Raw genomic sequence first — 18,673 nt, forward strand, 5'->3', positions numbered from 1 at the left:
AGTTTCGAGCTAAGGTTTAAATGATTGGCTCAGATTGTCTCGTCTGACCATTGAGGGTGTGACTTATCTCTTACTCCAAGTGAATTTTCTGCTAATTTAATCCAAATTCCATTTTACTTGATTGAAAAACATATACTCTCCGCGCTGGTATTTTTATACTGGCAGTAAGCATTAAGGGGTCTATCAGAATGAATCGTCGCAGAAAGAAAAAGCAGCAAGTCGACTACGTCGAACTGATCAAACAAAAATACGCTGCTATCGACTGGAAGCAGCCGTTCGACAAAACTAAGTGGTTAGAACGCGCAGAGCCAGTGACTGCGTTTTGGCAGCGTTTACCTAAGTTCCATCAACGAGCATTGATGGTGTTGGTGCCACTGCTGCTTTTGATTCTTATTGTCCCGATGCCAAAGAAAACCGAAGAGTTAGTTGAGCAAACTCAGCCTATTGATCATCCCCGAGTTGCTATTGAGTTAAATGCTCAGAGCTTAAGCCAGCAACGAACCTCGCAGAACTCAGGACCTAAGTCTGAAAACTGGAAAGAGTATCAAGTGAAAAATGGCGATACGCTTGCCCAGGTATTCCGAAGTAATCAGTTATCCATGGCGGATCTCAGCTCACTGGTCAAAATTGAAGGTAGTGACAAGCCGCTCAGTCATATTAAACAAGGACAGTTGATCCGCTTTAAGTTTTCTGATGATGGCGAACTGGATATGTTACAACTGGAGAAAGGAGACCACTCTGTGATGTTTTTCCGTTTATCTGATGGAACCTTCGGACGCAATAAATAGCGGCATCTGCTAAAAGACAGGTTGTAAAAAAGACGCGCTCAAGTCGCGTCTTTTTTGTTGGAAGATATTTTGGAGGTAATTGTCTCGATTTACTTCGTCGCCGCTTCTCTACGCATGTCGACATGTGGAATGCCATCTTCAAGGTAGCTGTCTGAAATAACATTAAACCCATGGCGTGAGTAGTACTCTATGAGGTGTTCCTGAGCGCCAATATCAATGGTTTGTTTGGGCCAAAGTGCTTCACACTGTGTTAATGCTTCTTCCAGCAGTTTGTGGCCTAAACCTCCACCGCGAGCTGTTTGCTTGGTCACCACGCGACCAATACTGACATTGTCGAAAGTGGTTCCTGCAGGTAATAAGCGAGCGCAAGCCACTAATTCATCATTGTGATAGCCGAGTAGGTGATAAACACCTTCCAGCGTGTCTTTACCATCAAGCTCCGGATATGGACAGGTTTGCTCGACGACAAAAACATCGACACGCAGGCGCATCAGTTCGTACAATTGGTGCGTGGTCAGTTGAGCAAAAGGCAAAGTCATCCAGGTAAGCATTTCTATCGTCCGTTATTGATTTTGTGTTACTGACTTTACTCGGTTTTCTGCTAATACTCATTAACAATGGTTAATTTTAACTGGTCTTCCTGACAAATCTGGCCATAATGTGCCCTCTTTTTCATCCTATCTGAGGATATTCCCCTGTGAGCAAACAAACTTTTGACCACGTAGGGCTAAGCCCGGCGTTACTCGCGACGCTTGATTCATTGAATTACACCCACATGACGCCCATTCAGGCGTTAAGCTTGCCAGCGATTCTGAACCAGCGCGATGTGATTGGTCAGGGTAAAACTGGCTCGGGCAAAACCGCTGCGTTTGGTCTTGGGGTTTTATCTAACCTTAATGTGAAGCGATTTCGCGTACAGTCTCTGGTGTTGTGTCCTACTCGTGAGCTGGCCGATCAGGTAGCGAAAGAGATCCGAACTTTAGGCCGCGGTATCCACAATATTAAAGTGCTGACATTGTGTGGCGGTATGCCAATGGGGCCACAGATAGGATCATTGGAGCACGGTGCTCATATCCTAGTTGGCACACCGGGTCGTATTCTTGATCACCTAGAAAAAGGCCGGATTAATCTTGAAGAGTTGAATACGCTGGTACTGGATGAGGCTGACCGTATGCTGGAAATGGGCTTCCAGGATGCTCTGGACGCTATCATTGATGCTGCGCCGAAAAAGCGTCAAACATTACTTTTCAGTGCAACGTTCCCTGAGAAGATCGACCAAATTGCTCAGCGTATTATGCAGTCACCTGAGATGATCAAAGTGGAATCGACCCACGATACTTCGAGCATCGCCCAGTACTTCTATAAAGTCGAAGGTTCGGAAGAGCGTGATGAAGCATTGGCGAACCTGCTTCTGACTCATCAGCCTGAATCTGCCGTTGTATTCTGCAACACCAAGAAAGAAGTGCAAAGTGTGGCGGATGAGCTGCATCATCGTGGCTTTAGCGTGATTGATCTGCATGGCGACCTGGAACAGCGTGAACGTGATCAGGCACTGGTGCAGTTTGCGAATAAGAGTATCTCTATTCTTGTCGCAACAGATGTTGCGGCGCGTGGATTAGACGTTGATAACCTGGATGCGGTATTTAATTTTGAGTTGTCCCGCGACCCTGAAGTACACGTGCATCGCATTGGTCGTACTGGTCGTGCCGGCAGTAAAGGCCTGGCGTTCAGCTTCTTTGGTGAGAAAGACGGTTTACGTGTTGCGCGTATCGAAGAATATTTAGATATGGATATCGTGCCAGCGACCTTGCCAGAAAAGTCTAAACACCAGCCTTACCAGGCGAAAATGGTGACGATCAATATTGACGGCGGTAAGAAACAAAAAGTGCGTCCGGGCGATATCCTTGGTTGTTTAACCGGAAAAAATGGTATTCCAGGTGCTCAAGTGGGCAAAATTCATCTGTTCCCAATGCGCGCCTATGTGGCGGTAGAGAAGTCTGCGGCGAAGAAAGCTCTGCAAACCATTAGTACGGGTAAGATGAAAGGACGTCAGTTCCGAGCTCGTCTTCTTAAATAAGTATTTGATTTTAAGTAAAGGCTCTTCGGTTGAAGAGCCTTTTTTGTTTTTGGCTTACTGGTTGTCTTTTGCTAACCGTGCTTTAATTCGGCTCAAACTGATGGCGGTAATTCCAAGGTAGGCGGCGATTTGGCCGTCGGTAATTCGCTGCGCTAAATCTGGGTAGTGTTGGCAGAATAATTGATAGCGTTCTTCCGGCGAGTAAAGCAGCATAAAGCGTTCTTTATGCTCTTTATTTATCAACTGTGTTTCCAGCAGCTTGAGATAAGTCGAATGCTTGTTCGCTCGCCAATGATGAAGGGTCTCTACCGGTAAACAAAATAAACGACAGGCATCGAGTGTTTCCAGCAAATAAGGGGAAGGCTGGTTGTTTATGACGCTTTCGAAACCAATCACCCAGTCTTTTTCCCAGTAGAACTCTTTACTGAACTCTTTGCCTTGCTCCGTGAGATAGCTGGCATGGCATAACCCTTCAAGAATGAAATAGATGTGCGAAGCAAACTCTCCCTGATGGCAGAGAATATGTCTGGTCGGCAATTCGAGCTCTTGCCCATGTTCTATCAATTGTGTGGCTTCTTGTTCGGAAAAGCGATGTTGGGTCAGGTCAGAAAATACGTCGTTTGGCATCAAGAGTTAAACAGTCTAAAAGTCGTTGATGCATTCTAACGTTTCTTTCTCAATAACAGAAAGTGGCTTAATAACAAAAGCGGCTCCTAAGAGCCGCTAATATAAATAGAACCTTGCTTACTGGTTGAGATTAATTTGATAGATAGCAAAGCCAACTTCATCGGTTGCTACTCGTTCCATCGGGTATTGTGCTTTGGCTTTGATGAACTTCGCTGCCTTATCACTTGGTGAGGTTTCAAAGCGAATATCCAACGGCTTATCCGATTTAATTGGCGCGAATGACCAGTTATTGTCGGCGCTTGGTGTGACTTCGCCGTTTGCTTCACTTACACGGGAAATATAAGCCGCGACAACTGAACGGTTTTCATCTGGTGAGTCAAACGCGATAAAGTCTGGTCCGGTACCCGGGAAGGTATTGCTGTATGCCCGGTAGTTGTTGGTGGCAATAAGGAAGTCCTGCTGAGGATCGATCGGTTTACCGTTGAAAGTCAGATTCACAATACGCTGTGAATCCGGGTTAATCACCTTACAGCCAGCATCATACTTCGGCGCTTTGGTTACATCGATTTGATAATTCACTCCGTCAATCACGTCGAAGTTGTAGGTACGGAAATTATCCCAGTCAATCAGAGACTGAGGCTGAGTGTTCGTGATGTCAATTTGCTTGAACTGGCCAGCACTGCACTCTAACCATTCCTGAACTTGTTCGCCTTTCACTTTTAGCGCGACCAGTGTATTTGGGTACAAATACAGATCAGCAGCGTTACGGAAGGTTAATTGACCTGATTCAACCTCGGTAAAGTTATTCGGATCGTTTTTACGGCCGCCAGCTTTAAATGGCGCGGCAGCACTCAGCACGGGGATGCCTTCTAAATCCGGGTCACCCTGAATAAATCGTTCAACGTAATCTTTTTGCGCCAAATTAACGATTTGAACCGTCGGGTCATCCTGAACCAGAGACAGGAAGCTGTACATCACGTCATTCGCTTTGCCAATTGGTTGATTAACGAATTCACGCGTCCCTTTGTGGTCTTCTTCTAGTGCTTTTACGATTCCTTGATCCGCTTCTGCTAAAGACGTTTTACTGATTTTGTCAAAGATGGGGCGTGCTTCTGATTTCCCTTCAACGACTTGCCATTGGCCATCCTTTTGTTTGATGACCAAATCCATCACGCCGACATGACTGCCCCAGCGACCAGGCATGACTGCCGTTACGCCATTAATGGTGCCATTTTCATTGTCTACGCCTTGTAGGTTCTCAAACCCTTTCCCCGGAAAGACCGCGTGAGCGTGGCCGAAAGCAATCGCATCAATACCATCGACTTGAGTTAAGTAGTAAACCGAATTTTCTGCACCGAGTTTATATGGGTCGCTAGAAACACCAGAGTGAGGAATCGCCACGATTACATCCGTCCCTTCCGCTTTCATTTGTGGGACGAGTTTCTCGGCGGTTTGTTTAATGTCTTTGGCGACGACGTTTCCTTCCAGGTTCTTTTTATCCCAAACCATAATTTGTGGTGGCACAAAACCAATGTAGCCGACTTTGATTTGGTGAGTTTCGCCTTCGGTGTCTTTCACCGTGTGGGATTTGATCAGGTAGGGCTTGAAGTAGTGCTCACCGGTTTTTTTATCAAAGACGTTGGCGTTGATATAAGGGAAGTTGGCACCTGCGAGTGTCTTTTGCAGAAAATCTAAGCCATAGTTGAATTCATGGTTACCAATATTACCCACATCGTAATGAAGTTGGTTCATGGCTTTGTAGACGGGGTGAATCTCACCAGCGTTAATGCCTTTAGCCGCCATGTAATCGCCCATCGGGCTGCCTTGAATTAAGTCGCCGTTATCAACTAATACGCTGTTTTCTGCTTCTGATTGAGCTTGCTTAACCAATGTGGCTGCACGGCTCAAACCAATTTGCTCAGAGGGCTGGTCTTTGTAGTAGTCGTAGTCCATTACGTTAGTGTGAATGTCAGTGGTTTCGATAATACGAAGCTTTATCGTCTCAGCCATTGCTGGTCCGGCAAGCGTCAACATTCCACCTAGAACGGCGATGGAAATAGGGTTAACAGCCAATTTCATTAGGAGCTCCAATTCAGGTATAGAAAGATAAATGTAACGAATTTATTTGCAACATGATGATTCTGGTGCAAAAAACTGTGAACAGAGGCATTTTACTGAACCCTTTTCATATTAAACGCCAACTCTTTCACGCTTTTGAATGAGACCAAACAAAAACTTCTTAGCAGATTTTTGAATAAAAAATGAAATTTTAGAATTTCAGGTAATATAAAGGCCCCGCCATAATGCATCCATACCGATATCTATGGACGATGAGCAAACACATGGCAGCGAAAGATTCAGTCACCACTTTTCCCAAATCAAAGCCTCGATTGGTTTCTGATAACCAACTGGCTGGGACAACGCGTTTTTCTAAGCGCTCGTTGCAGCCTGGCGAAGTTGCGCTCGTAGGAGCGGGACCGGGTGACCCTGAACTTTTGACTGTAAAGGCACTGAACTGTCTGCAGCAAGCGGATGTGGTTTTGTATGACTACCTTGTGTCGGAAGAGATCATGGCATTGATCCCTAGCGATACCATTTTAGTCTGTGTGGGCAAACGCGCTGGACACCACAGTGTGCCTCAAGAGAAAACCAATCAGTTACTGGTAGATTTTGCCAAGCAAGGTTATCGCGTGGTGCGAGTGAAAGGAGGCGATCCATTTGTGTTTGGTCGTGGTGGTGAGGAGTTAGAAGTATTGGCGGATGCTGGTGTGCGTTTTCAGGTTGTACCTGGTATTACCGCAGCCGCTGGAGCAACTGCTTATGCTGGCATTCCACTAACACACCGTGACTATGCTCAATCAGCCATTTTTGTTACCGGTCACTTGAAAGAAGAAAGTGACGAGATGGATTGGTCAACATTGGCACGTGGTAATCAGACTTTAGTGATCTATATGGGCCTGATGAAATCAAACTATATTCAGAATCAGCTTATTAAACACGGTCGATCTGCCTCTACACCGATAGCCATCATTGAACGTGGTACACAAATAGAACAGAAAGTATTTACGGGAGAGTTGTCTCAACTATCTGATTTATCGAAGGATGCTCAATCTCCTTCTTTAATTGTGGTAGGGGAAGTGGTTCGACTTTCTCAAAAGTTAGACTGGTTTTTGTCTAGTACTGAATTCAACAAAAGTGCTATTGCCAACTCCATATAATTTCAGATCAAAGATTAGAGACGTACAGCGCCTTCAAGCTTAAAAGGAAATACAAAACATGGATCAACAACGTTTAACTCACCTTAAGCAACTCGAAGCGGAGAGTATTCATATTATCCGTGAAGTTGCGGCTGAGTTTGGAAACCCAGTCATGATGTATTCGATTGGTAAAGACTCATCAGTGATGCTGCATCTAGCGCGTAAAGCGTTTTACCCGGGTAAAATTCCGTTCCCACTTTTGCATGTCGATACGGACTGGAAATTCCGCGAGATGATTGAGTTCCGTGATCGTACTGCAGAAAAATACGGTTTTGAGCTTTTGGTTCATAAGAACCCAGAAGGTCTTGAGATGGGTTGTAACCCATTTGTTCACGGTTCTTCAAAGCACACTGACATCATGAAGACCCAGGGTCTTAAGCAAGCACTTAACAAATACGGTTTTGATGCTGCATTTGGTGGTGCGCGTCGTGATGAAGAAAAATCACGTGCAAAAGAGCGTGTGTACTCATTCCGTGACAAGAACCATACGTGGGATCCGAAAAACCAGCGTCCAGAGCTTTGGAAAACCTACAATGGTCAGGTGAACAAAGGTGAGAGCATTCGTGTGTTCCCACTATCAAACTGGACCGAACTAGATATCTGGCAATACATCTATCTAGAAAATATTGAGATCGTACCGCTTTACCTTGCCGACAAGCGTCCGGTTGTCGAGCGTGATGGCATGTTGATCATGGTTGATGATGACCGTATGGAGCTTCAGCCAGGTGAAGTAGTAGAAGAGAAAAGTGTTCGTTTCCGTACTTTAGGTTGCTACCCGTTGACCGGCGCGATCGAATCAGAAGCCAATACGCTGACGGGCATCATTGAAGAGATGCTGGTAGCGACATCGAGTGAGCGTCAAGGGCGAGCGATCGACCATGATCAGTCAGGATCGATGGAACTTAAAAAACGTCAAGGTTACTTCTAAAGGATCTAAGGAAAGATAATGAACAGTGCAGTTGAAGCTCAATTAGCCGAGCTTGGTATCGAAGGCTATTTAACACAACACCAGTACAAGTCTTTACTTAGATTTCTGACTTGTGGTTCTGTTGATGATGGTAAGAGTACCCTTATTGGTCGCTTACTCCATGACTCAAAACAAATTTATGAAGATCAGCTAGCGGCTGTGCACTCAGACAGTCAACGTGTAGGTACAACAGGTGAAAAACCTGACTTGGCACTACTTGTTGATGGTCTGCAGGCAGAGCGTGAACAGGGCATCACCATTGATGTTGCTTACCGTTACTTCTCAACCCAGAAACGTAAGTTCATCATTGCGGATACTCCGGGGCATGAGCAGTACACTCGTAACATGGCAACGGGCGCTTCGACGTGTGATTTGGCGGTAATCCTTGTGGATGCACGTAAAGGCATTCTTGATCAGACTCGTCGTCACTCATTCATTTCAAACCTACTGGGCTTGAAGCATTTTGTTGTTGCAATCAACAAAATGGATTTGGTGGATTACTCGCAAGAGCGCTTCGAACAGATCCGTGATGAATACCTTGAGTTCTCTGAAAAGCTGACCGGTGATATTGATATTCAAATCATCCCGATCTCGGCTCTTGAAGGCGATAACGTGGTAGACAAAGGCGACAACCTAAACTGGTTCGAAGGCCCGTCACTACTAGAGTTGCTTGAAACAGTAGATGTTGACCAGGAGAAAGGTACGGGTGAGTTCCGTTTCCCTGTTCAGTATGTGAACCGTCCTAACCTCGATTTCCGTGGTTTCGCTGGCACGATTTCTTCTGGTGTTGTGAAAGTGGGCGATAAGGTCAAGGCGCTTCCATCGGGTAAAACATCGACGGTTGCTAGCATCGTGACTTTTGACGGTGATATTGAAGAAGCAAGTACAGGCGTAGCGGTAACGCTGACTCTGACTGATGAAATCGATATTAGCCGTGGTGATTTGATTGTTAAGGAAGACGCTAGCCTAGAGTCTACTAACCATCTTCTTGCTGACATCGTATGGATGACCGAGCAGCCACTGCAACCGGGTCGTGATTACGATATTAAAATTGCGGGTAAGAAAACAGTTGGTCACGTAGAGACGATTCGTCATCAATACGACATTAACAACCTGTCAACTCACAGTGCAGCTGAATTGCCATTGAACGGCATTGGTTTGTGTGAGTGGTCATTGAACGAGTCTGTTGCACTGGATAATTACCAAGATTGTGCAGACACCGGTGGCTTCATCATTATTGACCGTCTGACTAACGTAACTGTTGGTGCGGGCATGGTGAAAGAAAGCCTGGCAGCGGTAGAGCGTGATTTGACTGATATCTCTGCATTTGAACTGGAGCTTAACGCACTGGTTCGTAAACACTTCCCACATTGGGAAGCGAAAGACCTAAACCAGTTACTTAAAAAGTAAATGGTGTACCTGGGCAGTGAAGGAACCAAAGGCTTCTTCTTATCTCTGCTTAGGTTGATAGCCTGACTGAGTTGCGAAATGCAGTCAGGCTCATTCCCCCAGAAACCAGAATGCTCAGTGAATTGTGAGTATTCTGGCTTTCTTTTTCGCTTGCTTTGCTCTGGTTACTTATTTTCTCGCACTGCACCACGTGATGTGCAGTGGCTGTTTTCGCCCTGATTGGGCTATTTGGTAAGGAAAGGCTATGTGGGAACAAGGATTTGTATTAGCGATTTTGCTTGGCATTATCACTTGCTTGCTTGTCACGAAAATTAAGCCTAGTCATGTATTTGCTGGTGCCGCCTTTATTTCGTTTCTGGCTGGCATGATGGATTTGACATCCATTGCCTCTAACTTTACCAACTCATCATTACTGACCTTAGTGTTACTTATACTGGCGTCGTGTGCCCTGGAAAAAACCCTGCTCATCAGCTGGGTCAGTCGCAGCATCTCAGAAGGGCAGCTAGGCAGTGTTATCGCTAAGTTGGGGCTATCGACGGCGTTACTCTCTTCATTCACCAACAACACGGCTGTTGTGGTTTCTCTGATTGGCGCGATTAAACGAAATCAGCAGCATGCACCGTCAAAGCTATTAATCCCACTGTCATACGCCGCTATTTTGGGTGGCACACTGACCCTGATTGGTACGTCGACCAATCTCATTATCAATAGTTTTGTCGAAGATGCCGGTTTACCGAGCCTGGGCTTTTTTACGCCTACGCTAATTGGCTTGGCCGTATTGGCGGGTGGGTTACTGATTTTGATCCCGCTGAGCTACTTGCTGCCAAATTATGATGATCAAACTCAGGAAGATTTGCCTTATTTCCTTGAATCACGCGTTGAGCCAGGCTCGCCATTAGTCGGTCGCACCGTCAGCGAAAATAACTTGCGTGCGCTGCGTAAGCTGTTCTTGGCGGAAGTGGTTCGTGATGGCGAGACTGTTTCGTCGGTCGGGCCGGACTTTGTACTCAATGCAAAAGACCGCCTGTTATTCTGTGGTGATGTTGAGAGTGTGGCAACGCTGCAGGAAATCCCTGGTTTGACTCTGTTTGGTCACCAGCATTTAAATGGACAAAACTTCCGTGAAGTTGTCGTCAGTTCTTCTGCTACTTTTTGCCACAAAACCCTTAAAGAGAGCCGTTTCCGTGATCGTTTTGATGCGGTTGTGGTTGCGATCCGCCGTGGTCATGAACGACTAGAAGGTGGACTAGGCAGTATCAAGTTAGCACCGGGTGATACCTTAGTGTTGGTCCCAGGTAAGCGTTTTGAATCTGAGCGTCGTGCACACCGTAAAGAGTTCGTATTGGTGCATGATTTGGATTCGAGTGCTCGTCTCGACGCAAATAAGTCTTCTATCGTCTTACTGGGTTTTGCTGCCGTTATTGGTTGTGCATTACTCGATTTGGTACCAATCATCAAAGGGCTCGCGGTGTACATTATCGCTTTGATGGCATTTGGCATTATCCAAGTTTCCGAGCTGCGCCGACGTTTTCCAATTGATATCGTCGTGATTGTTGGCTCTGCGCTCTCGATTGCTCAGTTGATGATCTCCTCGGGTTTATCCATCAGGATGGGGGAGATGTTTATCCACGCCTTTAATGGTTGGGGCGTCTTTGGAGCCTTGGTCGCGACGTATATCATGACCCTGGTGTTAACTGAATTAGTCACCAATAACGCCGCTGCCGCACTCTCTTTCCCTATCGGCTATAGTATGGCGATAGGGTACGGTGTCGATCCAATGCCGTTTATTATGGCGGTATTGTTTGGCGCAAGTGCGAGCTTTATTTCTCCCTACGGTTATCAAACTAACTTGTTGGTTTATAGCGTAGGTAATTACAAATTGACCGATTATGTGCGAATTGGTGTGCCGATTTCTATTGTGTATTCCGTATTAGTACTGACACTCATTCCGGTCTTCTTCCCGTTTTAATTCCGATATTTACAAGGATACGTTATGACAGCCGACACTACGGTAAAAGACGAAAACATTGTTTGGCATCAGCACTCGGTCGATAAAAATTTTCGTGCTGACTTAAAGAAACAAAAGCCAGCAGTGCTTTGGTTTACCGGCTTATCTGGAGCGGGCAAATCAACCGTAGCAGGTGCACTGGAAAATCGTCTTGCTGAGCTTGGTTACCATACCTATTTGCTTGATGGCGACAACGTTCGTCATGGTTTATGCAGTGACTTAGGCTTTTCTGAGCAGGACCGTCGCGAGAATATTCGCCGCATTGGTGAGCTGGCGAAATTGATGGCGGATGCAGGTTTGATTGTTCTGTCTGCCTTTATTTCGCCTCATCGAGCAGAGCGCCAGCTGGTTCGTGATTTATTGCCTGAAGGTGAGTTTATTGAAGTGTTCGTCAATGCTTCTCTGGAAGTTTGCGAAGGCCGTGATCCTAAAGGGTTGTACCGTAAAGCTCGCGCGGGAGAGATTCCTAACTTCACGGGGATTGACTCAGAATATCAAGCACCTGAAAACCCAGAAATTGATTTGCCTGCGGGCGAAAAGAGCGTCGATGAGCTGGTGGACCTGTGTGTAAATGACTTAAAACAGCGTGGTGTGATCCGCTAAATAAGCATTTAGATCATGGGTGGCTAAAAGGTCGTAAAGGTGTTCAAAGAGCTTTTGGAACATAGGTGACCAAAAGCTCTAAAAGCATAACTAAACGGTGTGGTCTACGCGACTGTGTGATTCTGTATTTACAGTAAACTTATGATTTATAAGTGCAATTAATTGGTCGTAGTATTCTGTGTTAGGTTTGTTGCCAAGCAGCTTACACAGCTCGTTGCCCGTTAAGGTAAATCGATAGTAAAGCAACCGTACTCCTTTGGTGTTGGCGTGGAGTGACAAGTTTTTACCTTGGTACGAGAGTATTAAGGGCGTCTCAACACTGATTTCTCCTGACTCGAGCTCAGTACTGTGCAGCAGTCCCAACTCAATCAATACCAATAGGCTGGAGTATGGGAGATGGAACGTCCCCATGTTCAGATTGCTGGTAGTATCCCGTTTACCAAAGCTGAAAATACCGTTATGGGCTTTATAACCAATCAATAACTTGCGGCTGCCATCACCACCAAAGCTACACGCCAAAGAGGCAGCTCTTTGCAGTGTTTGGGCCTCTTTGGGTGACATGTCCTTGAGTGCTTTAAGCGCCTTCATCGAAGTTGAACCTGGGTTGGTGACTTCCCGTTTGAGCACCTGCGCCCAAAGCTTTTGCATCGAGCTGTTGTGAATATCTTGTGCCATATCGAAAAAGCGATACAACCAATCCGGCTCTGGCTCACCCGCCGTTTCATCGCGGCAGGCGTGATGAGCTAATTTTAAAACCTGTTCAAGGTTCTTTTGTCGTTGCTCTTGACGCCTTTTCTCACGCAGTTGAGCTCTTTCCAGGGCAGACGTCTTTGGAGTATCAGCTTGAAGTAATGCATCGAGTCCATAATTTTGCGCAATATTATGAATTCGGCTGGCACTGTCTTTGATATAGCTGTTTTTCTTGTCGTTTTTAGCATGTTGCTGGGAGTGAGGCTGGTGTACCATTTCGCTAGTTTGCTTTGCTGATTCTGCCATTTATGTACCTACTCAGAGAGTTATGAGTAACGCTTACCCCAATTTACCTCGTAATCCGTCTCACGACCAGAAAGTGATTATTAAAATATGATCAAATTAAGCTACCCAAAATGATAATGAATTGTTAAAATTGTTATCGTTATTTTGGAGGCGCAATGAAGTTATCGCAAACAAGTAAACTGAAAAAGCACCTGTCGATGGCGTTTCTTTTGATTCTCTATGTGGGTGTATTAGCGTACCTGTCTCGCTACATTATCTAGTCATAGTTCTGCTATGAAAAAAGCGCCGAAGCGGCGCCTTTGGTGTATCTATAAATCGCAGAATACAGCAGACTACATATCGTCGTAGGCTTCTATCTCAGTCCCTTCTATCATATAAGCGGTTTCGGCTAACTCATGACTGATGACTTCCGTTTTGAGTTTACCAACGACGTAAACCACATCCCACAACTCCTGAACAGGCGCTCCCTCTGGGAACTTCACATAAACGATTTGATTTGGTGGTGGTGGTGGAACGTGAATACATGCTCCGAAGTAGGGTACCAATAGAAATTCCGTCACTGTGTTGGCATCACCTTCTAGCGGTATAACAAATCCCGGTATTTTAACCAGGCTGCCATCCAGCTCTGTTCTTACACCGCCGATCTTAGATTGCTGTGCAGCACCACCGCTATGTTCAGATGCCGACGGCATGCCAACACTATCGAACAATTTGCGTTCTGATTCGGGAACCAGATCAAGCCAGTCTAACTTCAATGGCTCTTCACTTGCCACGACCGGGGCCGTAAAAGAAATCACCAGCAAGCAGCTAGCGAGTATTTTTTTCCACATGTGTTTATATCCTTATTGTCATTCCATCACTCAGAGATTGTCGATAAGCGCGTAGTGCTGGGATGAAACCAATTATAATCCCCGCGCATTGTACAAAACCGAGTAGCATCCATTCATATGAAGAAAGAAAGCTTAGTGTCAGATGTATACCATAGTGTTGTTGCACTATGGGTTGCAATAGCGTCAGGATGGAATAAAGGCCCGCTACCCCAGCGATAATACCCGCGGCCGTCAGTAAACTGGCTTCACTGATCAGCAGTGAGAACACATGCCTCGGCCTGGCGCCCATCGCTCTTAGAATTGCCATTTCTCGACGTCTCTCCTGCAGACTCGTCAATAGGCTGCTCAACATTCCGAGTAACCCAGCCACGACGACAAATCCAGAAACGGCCATCAGTGCTTGCTCTGCGACCGACATCATTCCCCACAGTTCATGTAAAGCAACGCCAGGCATTATCGCGCTTAACGGCTCTTTAGGGTAAGTGTTGATTTGCCTTTGCAGGGCGAAAGTTTGAATGCGTGATTTTAAACCAACGAGCATGGCGGTGATCTGCTGCGGCTGAAAGTCGACAGCATTTAAATCTGCCGCTTTTGGTGTTGCGCCCAAACGAGCTCCGCTTTCCCAGCCGACGTGAATCGCTTCAATTGCTTCTAAAGAAACGTGAACGGTTTTATCTACTGGTGTCCCCGTTGGCGCTAAAATGCCCACCACTTTGAAAGGCAAGTTGTCATGGCGGCTAAAGCCTACATCACTGATGCCGTGGGCAATGATGATCTCGCTGCCTATCTGATAGCCCAGTGTTTTTGCCACATCTGAGCCGATCACGGTCTCAAATAAGCCATTGAACTCAGTGCCTTGAGAAAAAGTAAGTGGTTGCTTACTTCCATACTTGAAATGTTCGAAGTAGCTGTGGTTGGTTCCCATGACACGAAAACCTTTATGGGAATCACCCAGTGAAATAGGGATAGCCCAATCAACGGAGCGATGCTGGCTGAACTCTTGGTAGCTCTTCCAGTCGATATTGTTGGTGGCATTGCCGATACGAAATACTGAATAAAGCAATAAGTTTACCTGACCTGAACGGCCACCAATAATTAAGTCAGTGCCAGAAATCGTATTGGCAAAGCTGTCTTTTGCCTGAGTTCGAATCCGCTCAACGCCAAGCAACAGAACCACAGAAATAGCCACGGTCATGATGGTTAGTAAGGCGGTCGCTTTACGGTTCATCAAGCTCTTCCTGGCCAGGCTTACTACGGCAGTCATGATAAACCTCCTAACGCATTCGCTTGGTTGATTTCAGGCAGGTTAATCGTGCGGTTAAATAAAGGCTCTAAAGTCGGGTCATGGCTGACAAATACCAATGTCGCGTTGACTTGATTGGCTTGTTCCATCAGCAGTTCAATGAAAGCCATTCTGTTGTCATGATCTAATGCGGAGGTTGGTTCGTCAGCAATCACTAACGCTGGGTGTCCCATCAGAGCGCGAGCTGCGGCGACTCGTTGCTGTTGACCAATGCTTAACTCTGCGACCGGACGAGAATGCAGACTATGCGGGAGGTGCAGTCTTTCTAATAATGCTGACGCCTGTTCTGTTAATGCTTTATGGCTTGCTTTGGGCGCAATACGATCTCGCCTTACTCTGCTGAACTGGCAGGGCAGCAATACGTTTTCAATCACGTTGAGATAGGGTAATAAATTGAATTGTTGGAAAATATAACCGATATGATCGGCGCGAAATTTGTCTCTTTGACTTGCCGATAGGGCCGATAAGTCGGTATCTAATACCGATAAAGAGCCCGCGCTCAATGTATTAATACCGGTAAGCAATGCCAGAAGCGTTGACTTACCGCATCCACTGGGCCCTTTGATAAATACATGCTCACCGGGCGAGATGTGCAAGTGAGGGATGTCGATGGTAGCGATGTCTGAACTTGGCCAAATAAACTGGGCATTATTGAGCTCAACAACGCTTGATGTTGAATCAGTCATAGAAAGTCACCAAATTGATAGCGTGTAAGTGGGTGCTTACACGCTATGCGGTTTACTTGATTACGATTTCGGCGTTGTCTTTGCCAAGCTTAGTCGCTGACTGAGTCGTATCAGTGAACAGGTTAACGCTGACGGATTCTGTATTTGGGAATTGGTTAAACCAAGCGGTTTTGATTGTGCTCAGTTCGCCAACTTGTTCACAGTTGAAACGATACTGCGCAGAGAATTCACCATGACTGCTTTCCGCTCCATGGTCGTGACCTTCGTGCTCATCGTGGTCCGCATGATCTGTATGATCATCGTGGTGTTCATGTTCGTCATGGTCACTATGATCATGGTCTTTATGTTCATCATGATGCTCATCATGGCCGTGATCTTCATGCTCATCGTGTGAGCCACCAAGTGTATGTTCTACATGTACATCTGCGATGTCACACTGAGCTTGTGGGTTGATAGTAAACAAGCTACTGGTATCTTCCAGTTTTGCTACCGCTTGTTTTAGTTGCTGTTCTTGCTCTGCGTTCTCTGGCGCATGCTCGAAGCCAACCACGTCAGCACCAGGAGCCGTGATTTCTACTAATAAATCTTTGCCGTCTTGGGCGATGTTAAACTCTACATGGCCATGCATGTGCGCGTCGTGTTGACGGTATTCTTCCGCCATTGTTGCTGTAGATAGAGACAAGCCGATAACAAGAGCCAAAGTGTGTTTAGATGGCATTTTACTTTCCTAATTTTGTGTCTACCAATTTGAATGATTATGCATTCCAATTGATATTAAGTCTTTTAATACATTGTTAAAAATCGCGAATGTGCGAGCTAATAACACTAAATGGTTTGAGTTGAGAATAACTGAGCAAAATTAGGTGGAGCGCGGGCAGAACTGCGCACTTCTTCTTTATGAAGCGAGTGTTCTACCTCATCATGAAATTTGAGTCGAGTGTAAGTCTGGGCTGCGACTGTGGGCGGGGCTTTTGCCAGACCGTGGTGAGTCCCTGCAAACATTTCACAGTGATGGTGTGTATGGTGCTCTGGCGTCACATCCATTTGGTGAAAAATACTGGCAAAATTCCATACGATCAGCAAAGTCGTACTGAACAGGACAACAGTACGATACCAATGTTGAAATGTGGCTTGCCTAAAGAGAACCATTTTAGCGCCTGACACCATGAATGACTGTTATAATATAACACTCATTCATGGCAAAAGTTCACTCTTTTGTTAACTAAGGGAAAATTCGGTACTAAGGTAGCAATTGATCCTAGTAAGCTGCGAGACAGGAGCCTCTTATCACGGGTTATATACTTTGTTTGATTAACTCAACCACTTGTGTGATTTCGTCTTGTTCTAGTGGACCTTCTTTGGTGAACAGTACTTTACCCTGTTTATCCTGAACGATGATCGCTGAGCTTTCTTCCTTCAATCCCCAAGCTTGTGCCACTAAGCCACTCTCATCCAATACCATTGATGACCAAGGAAATTCTTTCTTACTGTCTTGCGCTGAAGATTTGACGAAGGAACCTGTCCCCCAAATCGCATCATCCTGGTTGATGATCGTTGTGGTTTGGTAGCTTTCTTGAGGAAACTTCGCAGCTGTAATGGCTGACATCAAAGGGGCGTTCATTTCTTTAGCACTGCTACGTCCGGCAATCGCCTGAATAACACGAACTTTGCCTAACATGTTCTGTGTGGCCCATGGTTGGTATGCAACACCTTCGCCCTGCATCACAATTTCACCATAAGCTGCGACTCTGACATTTGGAACATTTTCACCAATAGATAAGTTATTTGCGAATGAAAGATTTGAGGTCAGAGCCAACAGAAGTGAAAGAGTAGTCTTAATTTTCATAGGGTTAATTCCGTACAAGTGAGCGTTTTGATACCATCTGGATTTCGCCAGTATATAAGTAGAATAAGCAAATTTACAGACGGCTCGTTAACATTTGTTTAACAAACTGGCTTGTGCAATCTTGCGTTGTTAATAGGATTTGCTAAAATGAAGTCGGTCGCAAATTGCGCTAGTAGATTGTTAAGGATAGACAATCTGTGTTTTCTCAAAGGAATTGAGGTGAATTATGCTACGTGAATTCGCAGTATATCGACCACTCCAGGTGGCTCGTTTTGTAAAGACGCTGTTTAAAGGCCAGTTTTTCATCGCAGGCGTTGGCAACTTTGATTTCGACAATGGTAAAGTCCTTCTGCCTGATGTAAAAGATCAGAAAAGACTCTCGGTATTCAAAGAAGTGAATCAGGCGATATCTTCGCTACAAGTACAGTGAGTTGGTTACAAATAAAGCGATATAGAAGAGCGACTAAGGTCGCTCTTTTTCGTTGTTTACTGCCGGGATTAGCCTTGTAAACTTGGTGGAAAGCACACACCTGTACCGCCAAGACCACAATAACCTTCAGGATTCTTCGCCAAGTATTGTTGGTGGTACGTTTCAGCAAAGTAATATGGCCCTGCCGATTGGATTTCGGTGGTGATGGCAGCTCTTTGTTCCTCTTTCAGTGCTTGTTGATACTGAAATTTTGAACGCTCTGCGATGTCTTGCTGCTGTTGCGAATAAGTGTAGATAGCCGAACGATATTGCGTACCAAGATCGTTGCCCTGACGCATCCCTTGCGTTGGATCGTGTCGTTCCCAAAATGTCGCCAGAAGTTGTTCCAGAGAGATGATTTGCTGATCAAACACGACTCTCACGACTTCAGTGTGTCCGGTTTTTCCCGTACATACTTCTTCATAGGTTGGGTTTTTTGTATACCCACCAGAGTATCCTACCGATGTGGAGACAACGCCATCCAGTTGCCAAAACAGGCGTTCCGCTCCCCAAAAGCAACCCATTCCCAACAGAATTTGCTGTTGGTTAGGCTGCAGTGGTGCCGTTAAGCTGGAGTGATTAACAAAGTGGGTATCTTCAAATTGCATCGGCTGCTCTCTACCTGGTAGAGCATCTTCTATACTGATTAGTGTCTGTTTGTTGAGCATGCTATCCGTCCTTTAAAGTTGTCTTAAATTGGCGAACTTTTCCTGGTTCGTCTTAATGTGAACATGGATCTACAAAGGCTACGGTAAAGTTATTAATATTACAGACTTAGCCTTTAATTGGCGTTATTATGACACACG

19 protein-coding genes are annotated in these 18,673 nt (G+C 45.6%); 8 read left to right on the forward strand and 11 right to left on the reverse strand.

The window, feature by feature from the left end:
* Nucleotides 1-188 precede the first annotated feature (188 nt).
* The gene (locus tag RXX31_RS18990) at nucleotides 189-788 is read left to right on the forward strand and encodes a LysM-like peptidoglycan-binding domain-containing protein (protein WP_317591262.1); all 600 of its coding nucleotides are present in this window, start codon (nucleotides 189-191) and stop codon (nucleotides 786-788) included.
* A gap of 89 nt (nucleotides 789-877) precedes the next feature.
* On the opposite strand, the gene RXX31_RS18995 is transcribed toward RXX31_RS18990, so the two are convergent.
* The gene (locus tag RXX31_RS18995) at nucleotides 878-1,339 is read right to left on the reverse strand and encodes a GNAT family N-acetyltransferase (RefSeq protein WP_317591263.1); all 462 of its coding nucleotides are present in this window, start codon (nucleotides 1,337-1,339) and stop codon (nucleotides 878-880) included.
* A 146-nt stretch (nucleotides 1,340-1,485) separates the two neighbouring features.
* Between RXX31_RS18995 and dbpA the strand changes: the two genes are divergently transcribed.
* Nucleotides 1,486-2,865 (forward strand): ATP-dependent RNA helicase DbpA, encoded by a 1,380-nt coding sequence (gene dbpA / locus RXX31_RS19000; protein ID WP_317591264.1) that lies wholly within the window; start codon nucleotides 1,486-1,488, stop codon nucleotides 2,863-2,865.
* Between the two features lie 54 nt (nucleotides 2,866-2,919).
* On the opposite strand, the gene RXX31_RS19005 is transcribed toward dbpA, so the two are convergent.
* Complete coding sequence (locus RXX31_RS19005) at nucleotides 2,920-3,492, reverse strand: Crp/Fnr family transcriptional regulator (RefSeq protein WP_317591265.1); 573 nt, start codon at nucleotides 3,490-3,492, stop codon at nucleotides 2,920-2,922.
* 117 nt (nucleotides 3,493-3,609) lie between these two features.
* Nucleotides 3,610-5,571 carry a bifunctional 2',3'-cyclic-nucleotide 2'-phosphodiesterase/3'-nucleotidase gene (locus RXX31_RS19010; protein ID WP_317591266.1) on the reverse strand — a complete coding sequence of 654 codons (1,962 nt, stop codon included), beginning with the start codon at nucleotides 5,569-5,571 and terminating at the stop codon, nucleotides 3,610-3,612.
* Between the two features lie 263 nt (nucleotides 5,572-5,834).
* Here RXX31_RS19010 and cobA point away from each other — a divergent pair, with 263 nt between their 5' ends.
* The 5 genes from cobA to cysC all read left to right on the forward strand — a co-directional run bounded on the left by cobA (nucleotide 5,835) and on the right by cysC (nucleotide 11,737).
* Nucleotides 5,835-6,710 (forward strand): uroporphyrinogen-III C-methyltransferase, encoded by an 876-nt coding sequence (gene cobA / locus RXX31_RS19015; RefSeq protein ID WP_317591267.1) that lies wholly within the window; start codon nucleotides 5,835-5,837, stop codon nucleotides 6,708-6,710.
* A 58-nt stretch (nucleotides 6,711-6,768) separates the two neighbouring features.
* Nucleotides 6,769-7,677: a sulfate adenylyltransferase subunit CysD gene (gene cysD / locus RXX31_RS19020; RefSeq protein WP_317591268.1), complete on the forward strand. Its 909-nt coding sequence runs from the start codon at nucleotides 6,769-6,771 to the stop codon at nucleotides 7,675-7,677.
* Nucleotides 7,678-7,695: 18 nt separating this feature from the next.
* Nucleotides 7,696-9,126 (forward strand): sulfate adenylyltransferase subunit CysN, encoded by a 1,431-nt coding sequence (gene cysN, locus RXX31_RS19025; RefSeq protein WP_317591269.1) that lies wholly within the window; start codon nucleotides 7,696-7,698, stop codon nucleotides 9,124-9,126.
* 244 nt (nucleotides 9,127-9,370) lie between these two features.
* Nucleotides 9,371-11,095 carry an SLC13 family permease gene (locus RXX31_RS19030; protein ID WP_317591270.1) on the forward strand — a complete coding sequence of 575 codons (1,725 nt, stop codon included), beginning with the start codon at nucleotides 9,371-9,373 and terminating at the stop codon, nucleotides 11,093-11,095.
* A 24-nt stretch (nucleotides 11,096-11,119) separates the two neighbouring features.
* The gene (gene cysC / locus RXX31_RS19035; protein ID WP_317591271.1) at nucleotides 11,120-11,737 is read left to right on the forward strand and encodes an adenylyl-sulfate kinase; all 618 of its coding nucleotides are present in this window, start codon (nucleotides 11,120-11,122) and stop codon (nucleotides 11,735-11,737) included.
* 90 nt (nucleotides 11,738-11,827) lie between these two features.
* On the opposite strand, the gene RXX31_RS19040 is transcribed toward cysC, so the two are convergent.
* The 7 genes from RXX31_RS19040 to RXX31_RS19070 all read right to left on the reverse strand — a co-directional run bounded on the left by RXX31_RS19040 (nucleotide 11,828) and on the right by RXX31_RS19070 (nucleotide 17,398).
* Entirely contained in the window at nucleotides 11,828-12,733 is a 906-nt protein-coding gene (locus RXX31_RS19040) for a TIGR03899 family protein (RefSeq protein WP_317591272.1), read from the reverse strand.
* Nucleotides 12,734-13,065: 332 nt separating this feature from the next.
* Nucleotides 13,066-13,563, reverse strand: a complete 498-nt coding sequence (locus RXX31_RS19045) for a DUF3299 domain-containing protein (RefSeq protein ID WP_317591273.1) — start codon at nucleotides 13,561-13,563, stop codon at nucleotides 13,066-13,068.
* 4 nt (nucleotides 13,564-13,567) lie between these two features.
* The gene (locus RXX31_RS19050) at nucleotides 13,568-14,827 is read right to left on the reverse strand and encodes an ABC transporter permease (protein WP_317591274.1); all 1,260 of its coding nucleotides are present in this window, start codon (nucleotides 14,825-14,827) and stop codon (nucleotides 13,568-13,570) included.
* Nucleotides 14,824-15,552 (reverse strand): ABC transporter ATP-binding protein, encoded by a 729-nt coding sequence (locus RXX31_RS19055; RefSeq protein WP_317591275.1) that lies wholly within the window; start codon nucleotides 15,550-15,552, stop codon nucleotides 14,824-14,826. The genes RXX31_RS19050 and RXX31_RS19055 overlap by 4 nt, the downstream gene beginning before the upstream one ends.
* 52 nt (nucleotides 15,553-15,604) lie before the next feature.
* The gene (gene zrgA, locus RXX31_RS19060) at nucleotides 15,605-16,270 is read right to left on the reverse strand and encodes a zinc uptake protein ZrgA (RefSeq protein WP_317591276.1); all 666 of its coding nucleotides are present in this window, start codon (nucleotides 16,268-16,270) and stop codon (nucleotides 15,605-15,607) included.
* 107 nt (nucleotides 16,271-16,377) lie between these two features.
* Nucleotides 16,378-16,701, reverse strand: coding sequence for a DUF2607 family protein (locus tag RXX31_RS19065; protein ID WP_317591277.1), 324 nt, complete (start codon nucleotides 16,699-16,701; stop codon nucleotides 16,378-16,380).
* 145 nt (nucleotides 16,702-16,846) lie between these two features.
* On the reverse strand, nucleotides 16,847-17,398 hold the full coding sequence (locus RXX31_RS19070; protein ID WP_317591278.1) for a YtfJ family protein: 552 nt from the start codon (nucleotides 17,396-17,398) through the stop codon (nucleotides 16,847-16,849).
* 226 nt (nucleotides 17,399-17,624) lie between these two features.
* Between RXX31_RS19070 and RXX31_RS19075 the strand changes: the two genes are divergently transcribed.
* Nucleotides 17,625-17,828 (forward strand): DUF1107 domain-containing protein, encoded by a 204-nt coding sequence (locus tag RXX31_RS19075; protein WP_317591279.1) that lies wholly within the window; start codon nucleotides 17,625-17,627, stop codon nucleotides 17,826-17,828.
* 68 nt (nucleotides 17,829-17,896) lie between these two features.
* On the opposite strand, the gene msrA is transcribed toward RXX31_RS19075, so the two are convergent.
* Entirely contained in the window at nucleotides 17,897-18,535 is a 639-nt protein-coding gene (msrA, locus tag RXX31_RS19080; protein ID WP_317591280.1) for a peptide-methionine (S)-S-oxide reductase MsrA, read from the reverse strand.
* Nucleotides 18,536-18,673: the final 138 nt, after the last annotated feature.

Source organism: Vibrio sp. EA2 (assembly GCF_033042495.1).
Classification (GTDB): domain Bacteria; phylum Pseudomonadota; class Gammaproteobacteria; order Enterobacterales; family Vibrionaceae; genus Vibrio.